Origin of the sequence: Saliterribacillus persicus, from assembly GCF_003337485.1 — a bacterium.
GTDB lineage: Bacteria > Bacillota > Bacilli > Bacillales > Amphibacillaceae > Saliterribacillus > Saliterribacillus persicus.
Map to the genome: position 1 here is coordinate 67,291 of NZ_QPJJ01000011.1, position 13,783 is coordinate 81,073.

At 33.2% G+C, this 13,783-nt stretch carries 14 protein-coding genes; 11 read left to right on the forward strand and 3 right to left on the reverse strand.

What is annotated here, in order from left to right:
- Positions 1 to 35: 35 nt before the first annotated feature.
- From rpoD to DFR57_RS12960, 5 genes are all read left to right on the forward strand, one after another.
- Positions 36 to 1,151: an RNA polymerase sigma factor RpoD gene (gene rpoD / locus DFR57_RS12940; protein WP_114353635.1), complete on the forward strand. Its 1,116-nt coding sequence runs from the start codon at positions 36 to 38 to the stop codon at positions 1,149 to 1,151.
- 154 nt (positions 1,152 to 1,305) lie between these two features.
- A complete protein-coding gene (locus tag DFR57_RS12945) occupies positions 1,306 to 1,839 on the forward strand; it encodes a hypothetical protein (protein WP_114353636.1) in 534 nt (177 codons plus the stop codon).
- Between the two features lie 212 nt (positions 1,840 to 2,051).
- Entirely contained in the window at positions 2,052 to 2,417 is a 366-nt protein-coding gene (gene cccA / locus DFR57_RS12950; RefSeq protein WP_114353637.1) for a cytochrome c550, read from the forward strand.
- Positions 2,418 to 2,523: 106 nt separating this feature from the next.
- Positions 2,524 to 3,222, forward strand: a complete 699-nt coding sequence (locus DFR57_RS12955) for a tRNA (adenine(22)-N(1))-methyltransferase (protein WP_114353638.1) — start codon at positions 2,524 to 2,526, stop codon at positions 3,220 to 3,222.
- The gene (locus tag DFR57_RS12960) at positions 3,215 to 4,336 is read left to right on the forward strand and encodes a Nif3-like dinuclear metal center hexameric protein (RefSeq protein WP_342768842.1); all 1,122 of its coding nucleotides are present in this window, start codon (positions 3,215 to 3,217) and stop codon (positions 4,334 to 4,336) included. Before DFR57_RS12955 ends, DFR57_RS12960 begins: the two co-directional genes overlap by 8 nt.
- Before the next feature lie 80 nt (positions 4,337 to 4,416).
- Here DFR57_RS12960 and DFR57_RS12965 read toward each other — a convergent pair whose 3' ends face one another.
- Positions 4,417 to 5,364 carry a 4-hydroxy-3-methylbut-2-enyl diphosphate reductase gene (locus tag DFR57_RS12965; protein WP_114353640.1) on the reverse strand — a complete coding sequence of 316 codons (948 nt, stop codon included), beginning with the start codon at positions 5,362 to 5,364 and terminating at the stop codon, positions 4,417 to 4,419.
- A gap of 205 nt (positions 5,365 to 5,569) precedes the next feature.
- On the opposite strand from DFR57_RS12965, the gene DFR57_RS12970 reads away from it, so the two are divergent.
- Together DFR57_RS12970 and DFR57_RS12975 are read left to right on the forward strand one after the other, a co-directional pair.
- Entirely contained in the window at positions 5,570 to 6,886 is a 1,317-nt protein-coding gene (locus tag DFR57_RS12970; protein WP_114353641.1) for a DEAD/DEAH box helicase, read from the forward strand.
- A 17-nt stretch (positions 6,887 to 6,903) separates the two neighbouring features.
- The gene (locus tag DFR57_RS12975; protein WP_114353642.1) at positions 6,904 to 7,797 is read left to right on the forward strand and encodes a deoxyribonuclease IV; all 894 of its coding nucleotides are present in this window, start codon (positions 6,904 to 6,906) and stop codon (positions 7,795 to 7,797) included.
- Positions 7,798 to 7,896: 99 nt separating this feature from the next.
- On the opposite strand, the gene DFR57_RS12980 is transcribed toward DFR57_RS12975, so the two are convergent.
- Positions 7,897 to 8,178: a DUF2624 family protein gene (locus tag DFR57_RS12980; RefSeq protein ID WP_114353643.1), complete on the reverse strand. Its 282-nt coding sequence runs from the start codon at positions 8,176 to 8,178 to the stop codon at positions 7,897 to 7,899.
- Between the two features lie 160 nt (positions 8,179 to 8,338).
- On the opposite strand from DFR57_RS12980, the gene DFR57_RS12985 reads away from it, so the two are divergent.
- Together DFR57_RS12985 and DFR57_RS12990 are read left to right on the forward strand one after the other, a co-directional pair.
- A complete protein-coding gene (locus DFR57_RS12985) occupies positions 8,339 to 9,052 on the forward strand; it encodes a lytic transglycosylase domain-containing protein (RefSeq protein ID WP_170132983.1) in 714 nt (237 codons plus the stop codon).
- Positions 9,053 to 9,247: 195 nt separating this feature from the next.
- The gene (locus DFR57_RS12990) at positions 9,248 to 9,643 is read left to right on the forward strand and encodes a hypothetical protein (RefSeq protein ID WP_114353644.1); all 396 of its coding nucleotides are present in this window, start codon (positions 9,248 to 9,250) and stop codon (positions 9,641 to 9,643) included.
- 165 nt (positions 9,644 to 9,808) lie between these two features.
- Here the strand turns inward: DFR57_RS12990 and ispG are convergent, their stop codons facing one another.
- Positions 9,809 to 10,912, reverse strand: coding sequence for a flavodoxin-dependent (E)-4-hydroxy-3-methylbut-2-enyl-diphosphate synthase (ispG, locus tag DFR57_RS12995; RefSeq protein WP_114353645.1), 1,104 nt, complete (start codon positions 10,910 to 10,912; stop codon positions 9,809 to 9,811).
- 229 nt (positions 10,913 to 11,141) lie between these two features.
- Here ispG and DFR57_RS13000 point away from each other — a divergent pair, with 229 nt between their 5' ends.
- Both DFR57_RS13000 and DFR57_RS13005 read left to right on the forward strand, forming a co-directional pair.
- Entirely contained in the window at positions 11,142 to 11,786 is a 645-nt protein-coding gene (locus DFR57_RS13000) for an NfeD family protein (RefSeq protein WP_114353646.1), read from the forward strand.
- Between the two features lie 299 nt (positions 11,787 to 12,085).
- Positions 12,086 to 13,717: a Na/Pi cotransporter family protein gene (locus tag DFR57_RS13005; protein ID WP_114353647.1), complete on the forward strand. Its 1,632-nt coding sequence runs from the start codon at positions 12,086 to 12,088 to the stop codon at positions 13,715 to 13,717.
- The last annotated feature ends 66 nt before the right edge of the window (positions 13,718 to 13,783 follow it).

Sequence of the window (13,783 nt, forward strand, 5' to 3'; positions counted from 1 at the left end):
AAAGGTTTTTGTAGGAATTGGAAGGAGGGGCACAAATGGCAAATAACAAGCCATCTCGTTCAAAAGATACTGATCTAACGCTTGAGCAAGCGAAAGACCAGTTATTAGAACTTGGTAAAAAAAGAGGTGTTCTAGCATATGAGGAAGTTGCAGAACGCTTATCTAATTTTGAATTGGAATCAGATCAAATGGATGAATTCTATGAATTTCTTGGGGAACAGGGTGTAGAAATTATAGGGGATTCAGAACATGATCCAAGTATGCAACAACTTTCAAAGGAAGAGGAATTTGATCTAAATGATCTTAGTGTTCCACTAGGAATTAAGATAAATGATCCTGTTCGTATGTATTTAAAAGAAATAGGGAGAGTTGACCTACTTTCTGCAGCAGAAGAGATTGATTTGGCCAAACGTATTGAAGAAGGCGAAGATTACGCGAAAAAACGCCTAGCAGAAGCCAATTTAAGACTTGTTGTGAGCATTGCTAAAAGATATGTGGGTAGAGGTATGTTGTTCTTAGATCTAATTCAAGAAGGAAATATGGGTTTAATTAAAGCCGTAGAAAAATTTGATCATAGAAAAGGCTATAAATTTAGTACGTATGCCACTTGGTGGATTAGACAAGCTATCACTCGAGCAATTGCAGACCAAGCTAGAACTATTCGTATCCCTGTTCATATGGTCGAAACGATTAATAAACTAATCCGTGTGCAACGTCAGTTATTACAAGATTTAGGAAGAGAGCCAGCACCTGAAGAAATAGCAAAAGAAATGGATCTCACTCCTGATAAAGTAAGAGAAATTCTTAAAATTGCACAAGAACCAGTTTCTTTAGAAACACCAATTGGGGAAGAAGATGACTCTCATTTAGGTGATTTTATAGAAGATCAAGAAGCAACCTCACCATCTGATCATGCTGCATATGAATTGTTAAAAGAACAATTAGAAGATGTCTTAGATACTTTAACAGATAGAGAAGAAAATGTGCTTCGTTTACGATTTGGTCTAGATGATGGCAGAACTAGAACATTAGAAGAAGTAGGTAAGGTCTTTGGTGTTACTCGTGAACGTATTCGTCAAATTGAAGCAAAGGCTTTAAGGAAATTGAGACATCCAAGCAGAAGTAAACGTCTAAAGGACTTTTTAGAATAGTATTAATAAAGGTGCAGTCGTTGAGTTGATTGCACCTTTTGTTACTTTTAAAAGAATTTATGTAGCATATATATTTATTTTTCATTTAGTATACAAGTATAGTTAGAAACTTGCTATAATTCATTATAGATAGATACAAGATGGAGATGAGGCAATGGAAGAGGAAAACAAAAAAGATATAATAATTGATGAAATTAAACACTGGAAAGCCTCTAAATTACTTCCAGAACATTATTGTGATTTTCTTCTTGCCCTTTATACAGAAGGTGATGTTAAAGAGGAAAAAGAGAAGACAAGTACACCATTTCATCTTATTTTGTATTTTCTAAATAGCCTGTTATTGTTTGGTCCATTTATTGTACTATTAATGAATTTAAGTGGAGTTATGTCATTAATTAGTATGTCGATCGCTATTCTGTTATCTTATGGAACATACAAGTATATTCAAACGATTCCTAAATTGCAACATTCCTTTTCTTATATAATATTTCTATATACCATTTTGTTAGCAACAGTATTATATATTAATACGTATCTCCATAATAATTTATTATTATTTCTAATGGTTACGTTGCAGGCAACTTCTTGGTGGTTTTTAGCAAAGAAAAAAAATGACAAGTATGTTAAATTAGTAGCCGTTATTACGCTGTTGATTACCCTTGTTATTTTTATAATATACATAATATAATATTCTTCTGTTCATTTTTGATACTTTTTCTTTCAGAAAGTATATATTTAGAGTAAAATAGTGATAGGTTTGATATAATGATATAGTATTCAACCATTAATGGATAATAAAATAAAAGAACTATGTATTAAAGTTGTTTGTTTATTATCAAAATGGCTATTAATTTTTCTGATATTATTTATTAGATGTAATACATAAGGAGGATATACCATATGAAAAGAAATCCAATAATACCATTTGCACTTATTGCAGTATTAGGTATTCTAGCTATGATTGTATTTGCAGTAGTTGGGCTAGATCAACAAGATAAAATTGAAACTGCAGAAGAAGGCGGAGAGCAAACGGAAGAGGCTGTAAATTCAGACCCTGAAGAAATTGTACAGAGCTGTATAGGGTGTCACGGTGGAGACTTAGAAGGTGGCTCGGGCCCATCCTTACAAGATGTAGGGAGTAAGTATTCAGAAGAAGAAATTTTAGACATTATTAATAATGGTATTGAAGGTACAGCAATGCCAGGCGGTTTAGTTCCTGCTGAAGAAGCTGAAATATTAGCTGCATGGTTAGCAGAAAAACAATAATAAGTATTTTACAGAGCATTCTGGTGATCCAGAGTGCTTTGTTTTATTTTTAGTGAGATAAAATTTAATATATACTGTAGGAATAAATGCACGAGGAGGATACAAGTTGTTATCTAAACGATTAAAGGTAGTAGCATCATATCTAGAGAAACCCATTTTTTTTGCTGATATCGGCTCAGATCATGCGTATTTACCTTGTTATGTTTGCTCAGAGTATTATGATGCTAAAGCCATCGCAGGGGAAATAAATGAAGGTCCTTTCCATCAAGCGATTAAAACTGTGAAGGACTATGGATTAGAAGATAGGATTTCTGTTCGAAAAGGAAATGGACTTGAGGTTATTGAAGGAACAGCTGTGGAACAAATAACAATTGCAGGCATGGGTGGAAAACTAATAACAGCAATCTTAAATGAAAGAAAACATTTATTACATAAGATAGATCGCTTAATTCTGCAACCTAATTTAGATGCACATTTAATAAGAAATTGGCTAGGTGAAAATAGTTATGATTTGATTGATGAAGAAATAATAGAAGAGGACGGCCATATTTATGAAATATTAGTAGCAATTAAATGTGAGTATCCTACTAAGTATAATGAGAATATAAATGAAAGTGATTATCTTTTTGGACCGTTCTTATTAAAAAAGAAAAATGAAGCTTTTAAAAAGAAATGGATAAGGGAAGAGGAAAAGATAAGTAATATATTAAGACAATTAGAAAAAGGAAAGGAAATAGAAATAGAGAAAATAAGAGCTTTTAAAAAAAGACAAGCTTTAATAAAAGAGGTGCTTAATGATGTTTAACTTAAAAGTTAGCGATATTATAGCGGCAATGGAAGAGTGGGCTCCGCAAGAATTAGCATACGACTGGGATAATGTTGGTTTACAACTTGGTGATAAAGATGCAGTGGTTAAAAATGTAATGATTACACTAGATGTTATAGAGAAAGTAGTAGATGAAGCAATAGCTAATGATATTAATTTGATTATTTCCCATCATCCGTTATTTTTCCAGCCTTTAACTGAGATTAATTTTACAGAACCAAAAGGTAAGGTTATTAAAAAATTAATCGATCATAATATTAGTGTCTATACTGCTCACACAAATCTTGATATAGCAGATGGTGGTGTAAATGATATGTTGATGGAGAAACTTGATTTAGAAGTAACAGATGTGTTAATCCCGACCAAAAGTGAAAAATTATATAAATTAAGTATTTTTGTCCCTGATCCCCATTTAAATGATGTAAAACAAGCACTAGGAAAAGCTGGTGCTGGGTCCATAGGGAATTATAGTGATTGTACTTTTGAAGCGAGAGGGCTGAGCTCATTTAAGCCATTAGAGGATGCAAACCCTTATATCGGTGAAGAAAATAAAATTCAAGCTGTAAATGAAACGAAAGTAGAAACGATTATCACAGAATCCCAATTAAATTATATTATAAAAGCTGCAGAAAAAGCTCATCCATATGAAGAAATGGCCTATGATCTTATTGTTTTAGAAAGAAAAGGTAAGGTGAGTGGAATAGGGAGACTTACAGTACTTCCCGAGGTTCTTTCATTAAAAGAAATAGCAGAATATGTAAAAGATAAATTAGATGTTCCAAACCTCCGTTATGTTGGAGATCCTTCGAATAAAATAAGTTCAATTGCTATAGTTGGAGGAAGTGGAAAAGGTTTTATTCAAGATGCGGTTAGAAGAAAGGTGGATTTATATATTACTGGAGATCTAAGTTATCATGACGCACAAGATGCGGAAGAACTTGGATTAAATTTAATTGATCCTGGTCATCATGTGGAAGAAGTAATGAAAGAAAGCACAAAAAGATATTTAGAGGGATATTTCCAAGAAAATTTATCCACCTTAAATTTTTCAATTTCAAATATATCAACAGAGCCGTTTAAATTCATAAAATAAGTACTTTTTACAATGAAAAGCCGCCAATTGATAAATGGCGGCTTTTTTAAAATTGAAAATATTTTAATAAACGTAAAATTTTACTTAGCTTTAGCTTTAACTTTTGGTAATATTTTATCTTTTCCAACTTTTGTAGTTAGATCCCATGTATCAGAATCAGATGGATTGTATTGTTCGATAAATCTTATTACTTCTTTAGTTATAGGTGTAGGAGTAGAGGCGCCAGCTGTAATAGCTACTGTGTCGACACCTTTTAACCAGTCTAACTGAATCTCTGTAACATCAGCTATGCGATATGCTTGTGTACCCGCAATTTCAATTGAAACCTGCGCTAATCGGTTAGAGTTATTACTTCTAGGATCACCTACAACTAGTGTAAGGTCCGCATCTTTCGCTTGCTCAGAAACTGCTTCCTGTCTTACTTGGGTAGCCATACAAATTTCTTGTACCATTTCGGTTTGAGGAAATCTTTCTTTAACCAGTTGCATCACGTCATATACATCCCATTGACTCATCGTTGTTTGATTTGTTACGAGAACTTTGTCACTAGTGAGGTTTAATTCTCTTACATCGTCTTCTGTCTCAACAAGGAATACATGACCTGGAGCAACACCAACCGCTCCTTCAGGTTCTGGATGATTTTTCTTTCCAATATATACGATTTCATATCCTTCGCTTACTTTTTCTCTAATTAAGTCGTGCGTTCTAGTTACATCAGGACAGGTAGCGTCTAATACTGTTAATCCTTTCTCTTCAGCTGTAACCTTTACTTCAGGTGACACCCCATGTGCTGTGAAAATTACCGTTCCTTCATGAATGTCATTTAATAATTCAGCGCGATTTTTTCCATCTAGAGTATAGACACCTTGCTCATTAAATGCTTTTGTAACATGTGAATTATGAACAATCATTCCTAATATATAAATTGGCCGAGGCAAATTGGGATCCCGTAAAGCGTTTTGCGCAATCACCATTGCATCAACTACACCATAACAATATCCTCGCGGTGCTATTTTAATTACTTCCATTATGTTTCCCCCTCTGTACTTTCAAGTATCTATCAAGTAAAATATAAGTTGGTAACTTAATTAAATGCACATTACTTTCATTATAAAGCTTATGAAACAGAAAGACAAAGAAATTATATTGTTTTAATTGGATGAAAATTGGTGATAGATAATAAGGAAACCTAAATAAAGGTGAGAGGTCACCACGGAAAAAAAGGAGATAGTTATGGAAAACAAACGATCATTTAAACAGTATGCTTTAAATCCTTGGATGTTAGATGTTATTACGAATTTGGGGTTTAAAGAACCAACTCCGATTCAAACGAAAGTGATTCCTGAAGCGCTAAAGCATAAGAATATTATTGGACAATCAGAAACCGGGTCTGGAAAAACACATTCGTATTTAATTCCATTAATAAATAACATTAATGAAAGTAAAAAGGAAGTACAAATTGTCGTCACAGCTCCTACTAGAGAATTAGCTGCACAAATATATGAAGAAATCAAAAAAATTATTTTTCTAGCAGATAAAGAGCAAGTTTGGGTACCCAAATTGTTAATTGGTGGCACAGATAAAAAAAGAGTGGTAGGTAAAATGAAGGAACAACCGCATATTGTGGTTGGAACACCAGGAAGATTACTTTCCATGATAAAAGAAGGCTCACTAGATATATTTAAATCAAAATCTTTTGTTATAGATGAAGCTGATTTAATGTTAGATCTGGGACTTATTCAAGAAGTAGACGAGATGCTTGTTAGAACAAATCCTAATCTTCAATTATTAGTATTCTCAGCTACAATCCCAGAAAAACTGCAACCATTTTTGAAAAAATATCTATCAAATCCTACATTTTTTCAAATGAATGACCAGTTAGCACCTGAAAAAATGGAGCACCGTTTAATTCCATTAAAGCATCGAGATAAAGCAAGTGTTATTAAGAAGATTTCAACTGTTATTCAACCATATCTTGCGATTATATTTACTAATGGGAAAGAACAGGCAGATACACTAGCTAGAGAATTAACTGAAAAAGGAATGGATGTTGGTTTAATTCATGGAGGGTTGGATCAAAGAGAAAGAAAACGTGTATTAAAGGATATTCAGCAGCTTAAATATCAGTATATTGTAGCTACTGATTTAGCGGCGAGAGGTATAGATATTAAAGGTGTAAGTCACGTCATTAATGCAGAGCTACCTAGGGAAGACGATTTCTATGTGCATCGCGTTGGTAGAACTGCCCGTGCTGGAATGGAAGGTATGGCAATTAATTTGTATACTGAAGAAGATCTACCTCTTGTAAAACAATTAGAAAAAAAAGGTTTAAACTTTGAATTCTACGATATTGTAAAAGGCGAATGGCAGGAAGTTAAAGCATGGAATGAAAGAACAAAGCGAAAAAGAGCAGAAACAGATATCGAAAAAGATGCTTGGAAAAAAGTGAAAAGACCTAAAAAAGTAAAGCCTGGATATAAAAGAAAAATGAAATATGAACAAGCAAAAGCAAAGAAAAAAATCATTAAAAAAAGCTTTAATAAGAGATAAAGAAAGTAGGGGAAAGTATGTTGAAAATAGGATCTCACGTTTCGATGAGTGGTAAAAAAATGTTGTTAGGTTCTAGTGAGGAAGCAGTTTCCTATGGTTCTACTGCTCTCATGATTTACACTGGAGCACCGCAAAATACGCGTAGAAAACCAATCGAAGAGCTTAATATAGAAGAAGCACAAAAGCACATGAAAGAGCATAACATACAAGATGTGGTGGTACATGCCCCCTACATCATTAATATTGGCAATACCACAAAACCTGAAACATTTGAATTAGGTGTGAGTTTTTTAAAAAGTGAAATTGATCGAACAGAAGCAATAGGTTCGAAGCAAATTGTATTACATCCTGGTGCTCATGTAGGAGCTGGGGTAGAGGAAGGAACTAAAAAGATCATATCTGGGTTGAATGAAGTTTTAGATCCTAAACAAGATGTACAAATTGCATTAGAAACAATGGCAGGTAAGGGTTCAGAAATTGGAAGAACGTTCGATGAATTGGCGAAAATCATTGATGGAGTGACACATAATCAAAAATTATCAATTTGCTTGGATACATGCCACATACATGATGCTGGCTACTCTGTAGTAGATGATTTTGATGGGGTATTAAATGAATTTGATAAGATTATTGGCCTTGATCGCTTGAAAGTAATTCATGTGAATGATAGTAAAAATCCACAAGGTGCTCATAAAGATCGACATGAAAATATTGGATTTGGTCATATCGGTTTTGAAGCTTTGCATCATATTGTTCATCATCCACAACTTGAAAATTTACCGAAGATTTTAGAAACACCTTATGTGGGTGAGGATAAGAAAAATAAAAAGCCTCCATATAAGTTTGAGATAAACATGTTAAAAGAATCAAAATTTCTCCCTGAGTTAAAAGAGATTATTTTGAACCAATAAATAAAAAGGTAAGCACCAAGAAAAAAGGTGCTTACCTTTTTAATTTTAATCTATAAATCCTCAATTTAATATAATTTATTTTTTAAAAAGGAATTAATACTATTTGAAAAAGCTTTCCAAGTGATATGATTTTATTAAATTGTCAAAAATCTTTTGACACTGCTTGGCTGTTTCTTTATTAGTAATGGTAGCTAGTTCCTTCCACATATTTTCTATTGTTTCTTTATCAATTGTTTCAATATTTTGACTTTGAAGATACGCTATAATTTGTTGTGCTTGGCTTTTATTTAGTTTAATTTTATATTGATCAGCATGATAAAGTAAGTCATTAACTTTTAGATTTTCAATCTTATTTATTACTTGCTTTTGAATAAAATACATGTATTCTCTCCTTTGCTTTTTTATTAATTTATGAAAAAAAGGTTTAAATGTGTGTGTTTTCGGTTAAATAACAGAGGTGGATTATTTGCAATTATATTTCTAATCCTTTAATATTAATCGCTGTAGGTCGAAAACACCTATAAAAAGGAGTGTAATTAACTTGAAAAGTAAAGCAATAGTCATATTAACTATTGCGCTTGTAGCAATTATCGGTTGGAGTTATACAACTATAAATCAATATGAAGGAAAGTTAGAAGTGCTTAATGACGAAAAAGTTGAACTAGAATCGGAAAAAAGCTACTTAGAAGCGCAAACAAATTATATGGTAAGTCAATCAACCGTTGGAAGTGAAGAAGTTTCATTAACTGAATTTAATCGATGGCCGGATTACTTTGATGCAGCAGAACAGCTTGTAAAAGACAGTGATGGAAATTTCCAGCGATCCTGGGCTTTATATTTAGTAAAAGAAGCTGAAAAATATGAAATAGATCCATTTTTAGTTTATGAATTGTTAAAAGTTGAAACAGGGCACACATTTGATCCGAATTTAGTCGGACCTGAAACAAAGTATGGCCATGCATATGGGATGGCACAGTTTATGAAAAATACGGCACCTTGGATCGCAGATATGGCTGACCTACCGTATGAAGAACAACTACTTTATGATCCATATTATTCGATGAAATTATCTTTAGTTTATTTAGATTTCTTGCACCATGAATATGAAAATTGGGATGAAGCATTAACTGCATATCATCGTGGTATGGCAGGTTTAGAGCAATACAAATTAAAAAATGGTCATGCGAACAGTGTTTATGCAGAAACCATCCAAGAAAATGCTGAAAAACATCAATCTGTAGCATTCGCAAATTAAAAAATTCCCTTATCACGCTTAAATGTGATAAGGGAATTTTTTGTGGATAATTTTAATACTAATATTGTGTGTCAGTATTATAAAACAATAAATCATTTATATAAAATTCTATAATTACTAATAATTTCTTGGTAATTTAATCGAGATAATTCCCATAATAAGAATGCGCTACTATAAAATTAGGAGGTTTTGAATATGACTGAAAATAATGATAAAAATAAAAATACAGCCTTCCGTGCTCCACAATATAACAACAATTCAGGAACTGTTAAAATTCAACCCGATTATGATAACCGTATAGAAAAAGAAAAAGATGAAGCTGAATTTGCAGAGGAAATGGCCCCAGTCGGTATGGGTAACGCCTATAATAAGAATGAGGATAGCACTGAAGATGTTATATCCATGTATGGATGGATTGGAATAGTCTTATCAATTGTATCATTTTTTATTTGGCCTCTTGTTATGGCTATAGGCGGAATTGTACTAGGAGTGATTTCAAGAACTAAGGGTGCCACAATGATAGGGAATATTGCCATTGGAATAAGTATTGTTTCACTTGTTTTTTGGATTTTTCTTGATCCGGTCTTTTAACCAATAACGATACTGTACAAGGAACTAGATCCTCGGGTCTTTAAGCAAGCTTAAAACTTGTGCGGGATAACGAAACGTAAGGGTTCATTATCTGAAATGAAGTATTTCATATTTATTAAAACGGCATAAAAAAGAAGCGAGTCCGATAAGGACATCGCTTCTTTTTTATACTTTTTGTTCTTCTTCTTCCTGCTTTTTAAGATATTCTTCTGCAATTTTATCTACTTCTTTTTTCAATTCATCTACCATAATTTCTTCTGGTACTTTCCTTATAATCTCACCATGTCGGAATAATAAGCCTTCACCTCTAGCACCAGCAATTCCTATATCTGCTTCACGTGCTTCGCCAGGACCATTTACCGCACATCCTAATACGGCTACTTTAATCGGAGCTTTTATAGTAGATATATATTCTTCTACTTCATTTGCAATTTTTATTAGGTCAATCTCGATTCTACCGCATGTTGGGCATGATATAAGAGTAGCAGCATTTGAAGCTAAACCAAATGTTTTTAATAATTCTCTGGCAACTTTAACTTCTTCCACTGGATCAGCACTAAGCGAAATTCTCATTGTACTTCCAATACCTTTACTCAAAATTGCTCCCATACCAGCAGCACTTTTAATGCTTCCAGCAAAAAGTGTTCCTGACTCTGTAATTCCTAAGTGTAGTGGATAAGAGATTACTTCAGCAGCTTTTTCATATGCTTCAATGGCAAGAGTTACATCTGAAGCTTTTAATGAAACCACGATGTCATGAAAATCTAAATCCTCAAGTATTTTAATATGGTGTAAAGCACTTTCTACCATGCCATCAGCAGTAGGATAACCATACTTCTCAAGGATATGTCTTTCAAGCGAACCAGCATTTACACCAATTCGAATAGGTATCCCTTTTTCTTTTGCTGCGTTTACAACTGCTTCGACTTTATCTCTTTTACCAATATTCCCTGGGTTAATTCTAATCTTATCTGCGCCACCTTCTATAGCTTTTAAAGCTAGACGGTAATTAAAATGTATATCAACAACTAGAGGAATATTAATTCGCTTTTTAATTTCAGGGATTGCTTCAGCTGCACGATCATCTGGACAAGCTACTCGTACAATTTGACAACCAGCTTCTTCTAATCGATTTATTTCATTAACTGTAGCTTCAATGTCATGCGTTTTTGTAGTAGTCATTGACTGAATTACTACCTCATTTTTACCTCCAACCATAACATTTCCTACTTTGACAGGCCTTGTGTTTTTTCTATGCGTTAAAGCCATAAACAAAATCGCTCCTTTAGATCTATTCTGAATGTAATATTTTTCAGTTCTACCATCATTAGTATAATTTGTTTTTGATAAATAGAGAAGTAATTAAATTGTAGCTTCATATAAGCATAATTACTTCATATGTAGTTTAACATTAAGTACACTAAAAATGAAACCTAATGATTCCTATAATCGTATGATAAACTATAGGGAATAATGAATAGAGAAAAGAGGGGTCACTATGTGGGAATTAACAGCAGATTGGATGAGCTTTTTTATTGTCGGTTTAGGAACGATGTTTCTAATTGGTGAAGTTTTAGTTAATGCTAAAGGCATTTTTAGTATATTAGGTTTAAGTTTTATTACGGTATATTTTGCTTCCTATTTAGATCCGAGTATGTTTTTCATAATGATGATGATTTATATTATTGGTCTTATGCTTATCATTATCGACGGGAAAATTTTAAATGATGGAACACTTGCTGTAATTGGTGCTATAGCAATGATAATTTCTGTTGGTTTTAGTTCACCGAACTGGGTTGCAGGGTTATATGCTGTTTTAGGTGTTGCTATTGGTGGCTTTTCAGCACTATTGTTTCTTAAGGTTTTTAAAAAGAGACAGATGTGGACAAAAATTGCACTTTTTGATCAACTGACAGAAGATCGAGGATATTCATCTATGAATCAAGGTTACAAGAATTTAATTGGAAAAGAAGGCAAGACCATAACTCCTATGCGTCCAATAGGTACAATAGAAATAGACGGTAAAGGGTATAGTGCCATTTCAGAAGGTAGATGGATGGAAAAAGACAAACCTGTTGTGGTTACTCAAGTAGATGGAACTCGTATACTCGTTGAAGAATTAGTAAACAATACTAAGGATTAATAAATCAGATATTACAAATATTAACTAAAAAACTTGCCAAATGGCGAGTTTTTTTAGTGTAGACATCATGAATTTATTTAAGGTTTAAACACCTTCTAATTTTCTTTCCTGTTATAATAATGGTGGTTTGTAAATTCTGTGTAAATTTTTGCAGAAAAATCTTTACAAATGGTTATAAAATCTTTAATAATGGATAGGTATGTGTTTACTTTATTTTATAAAAAAATATTACAGGGGCGAAAAGTAGACATGTAGAGAAATTTTGCAGCAACTATGACACATTGAAGGGATGAGTAATCTTGGAACTGAATGTACAAGCAATGATATTTGAGTTCATTGGAGGCCTAGGTATCTTTTTATTAGGTATCAAGTATATGGGTGAGGGTCTTCAAAAATCTGCAGGCGATCGTCTGAGAGAGATTTTAGACAGGTTTACTAGTAACCCATTTATGGGAGTTTTAGCTGGGCTTGTCGTAACTGTGTTGTTACAAACTAGTACGGGAACGACTGTATTAACTGTCGGTTTAGTTAATGCTGGATTTATGACATTAAGACAATCTATTGGTGTAATAATGGGTGCAAATATCGGAACAACCGTGACTGCTTTTATCATTGGTATTGATATTAAAGCATATGCACTTCCAATTCTAGCAATAGGTGCCTTAATGCTTTTCTTCTTTAAGCAGAAAAAGGTTTCAAATATTGGTCAGTCCATATTTGGTTTCGGTGCGTTATTCTATGGGCTTGATTTAATGGGTGGTGGATTAAAGCCACTAAGAGATGTAGCATTATTTCAGGATTTAACAGTTTCTATGTCAGAAACACCAATTTTAGGCGTAGTGGTGGGGACAGTTTTTACTGTTATCGTACAAAGTTCAAGTGCAACAATTGGTATTTTACAAAGCCTCTATGCAGAAGGCGCGATTGGTCTTCAAGCAGCACTGCCTGTACTATTTGGTGATAATATCGGAACAACAATCACAGCCATTATTGCCGCAATTGGCGCAACAGTTGCCGCAAGAAGAGCAGCCCTAACTCATGTAATATTTAATGTAGTTGGTACGATTATAGTCGTCATATTCCTAGGCTTATATACCAGATTAATTGCCAATATACAAGCATGGTTAGATCTGAATGAAGAGATGACACTTGCTTTTGCGCATGGTATTTTTAACGTATCCAATACGATCATACAATTCCCTTTGATTGGTTTATTAGCATTGATCGTGACAAAATTAATACCTGGTGAAGATGATGTGGTTGAATATAAACCAAAACATCTAGACCCAATATTTATACAACAATCTCCATCAGTTGCTTTAGATCAAGCAAAGAGTGAAGTAATTCGAATGGGTGAATATTCTTTTAAAGGATTAGAAGAAACGAGTTCATATTTAAACACTTTAAACACGAAGCATTCTGATAAAGCATTACAAATAGAAGGTGCACTAAATAATTTAGATCGTGAAATTACGTCTTATTTAGTACAATTATCTGCTTCGTCATTTTCAGAACATGAAAGTGCAGAACATTCAGCATTAATCAATGCAGTTCGTGATATAGAGAGAATTGGAGATCACTTTGAAAATATTGTAGAGTTGATCAACTTCAAAATTTCTAATAAAGTCGATATAACTGAACAAGCAATGATTGATTTAAATGACATGTTTGATTTGACAATCGTTACGGTGAAGGAAGCCGTTTATGCACTTGAAAATATGGAGCGTGAAGCTGCTCTTGCTGTTGTTCAAAAAGAAAATGAAATAGATAAAATGGAACGATTATATAGAAAAAAACACATCATTCGTTTAAATGAAGGTGCTTGTAGTGGAACAGCAGGTATAGTTTTTGCTGATATTATTAGTAATCTAGAACGTATTGGTGACCATGCAGTTAACATTGCTGATGAAGTTTTAGGCGAAAAACATTAAAAAAAGATGCAGGCTTGCCTTTGCAAGCCTGCAAACTATATTTATATTATTTAATTTAAAGAAATC

Bases quoted from the DNA above. Each gene is read 5' to 3' on its own strand.
- DFR57_RS13000 (WP_114353646.1), top strand. From the start codon at position 11,142: ATGTGGGAATTAACAGCAGATTGGATGAGCTTTTTTATTGTCGGTTTA.
- DFR57_RS12990 (WP_114353644.1), top strand. From the start codon at position 9,248: ATGACTGAAAATAATGATAAAAATAAAAATACAGCCTTCCGTGCTCCA.
- DFR57_RS12970 (WP_114353641.1), top strand. From the start codon at position 5,570: ATGGAAAACAAACGATCATTTAAACAGTATGCTTTAAATCCTTGGATG.
- DFR57_RS12965 (WP_114353640.1), bottom strand. From the start codon at position 5,364: ATGGAAGTAATTAAAATAGCACCGCGAGGATATTGTTATGGTGTAGTT.
- DFR57_RS12975 (WP_114353642.1), top strand. From the start codon at position 6,904: ATGTTGAAAATAGGATCTCACGTTTCGATGAGTGGTAAAAAAATGTTG.
- ispG (WP_114353645.1), bottom strand. From the start codon at position 10,912: ATGGCTTTAACGCATAGAAAAAACACAAGGCCTGTCAAAGTAGGAAAT.
- DFR57_RS12945 (WP_114353636.1), top strand. From the start codon at position 1,306: ATGGAAGAGGAAAACAAAAAAGATATAATAATTGATGAAATTAAACAC.
- cccA (WP_114353637.1), top strand. From the start codon at position 2,052: ATGAAAAGAAATCCAATAATACCATTTGCACTTATTGCAGTATTAGGT.
- DFR57_RS12980 (WP_114353643.1), bottom strand. From the start codon at position 8,178: ATGTATTTTATTCAAAAGCAAGTAATAAATAAGATTGAAAATCTAAAA.
- DFR57_RS12960 (WP_342768842.1), top strand. From the start codon at position 3,215: ATGTTTAACTTAAAAGTTAGCGATATTATAGCGGCAATGGAAGAGTGG.
- rpoD (WP_114353635.1), top strand. From the start codon at position 36: ATGGCAAATAACAAGCCATCTCGTTCAAAAGATACTGATCTAACGCTT.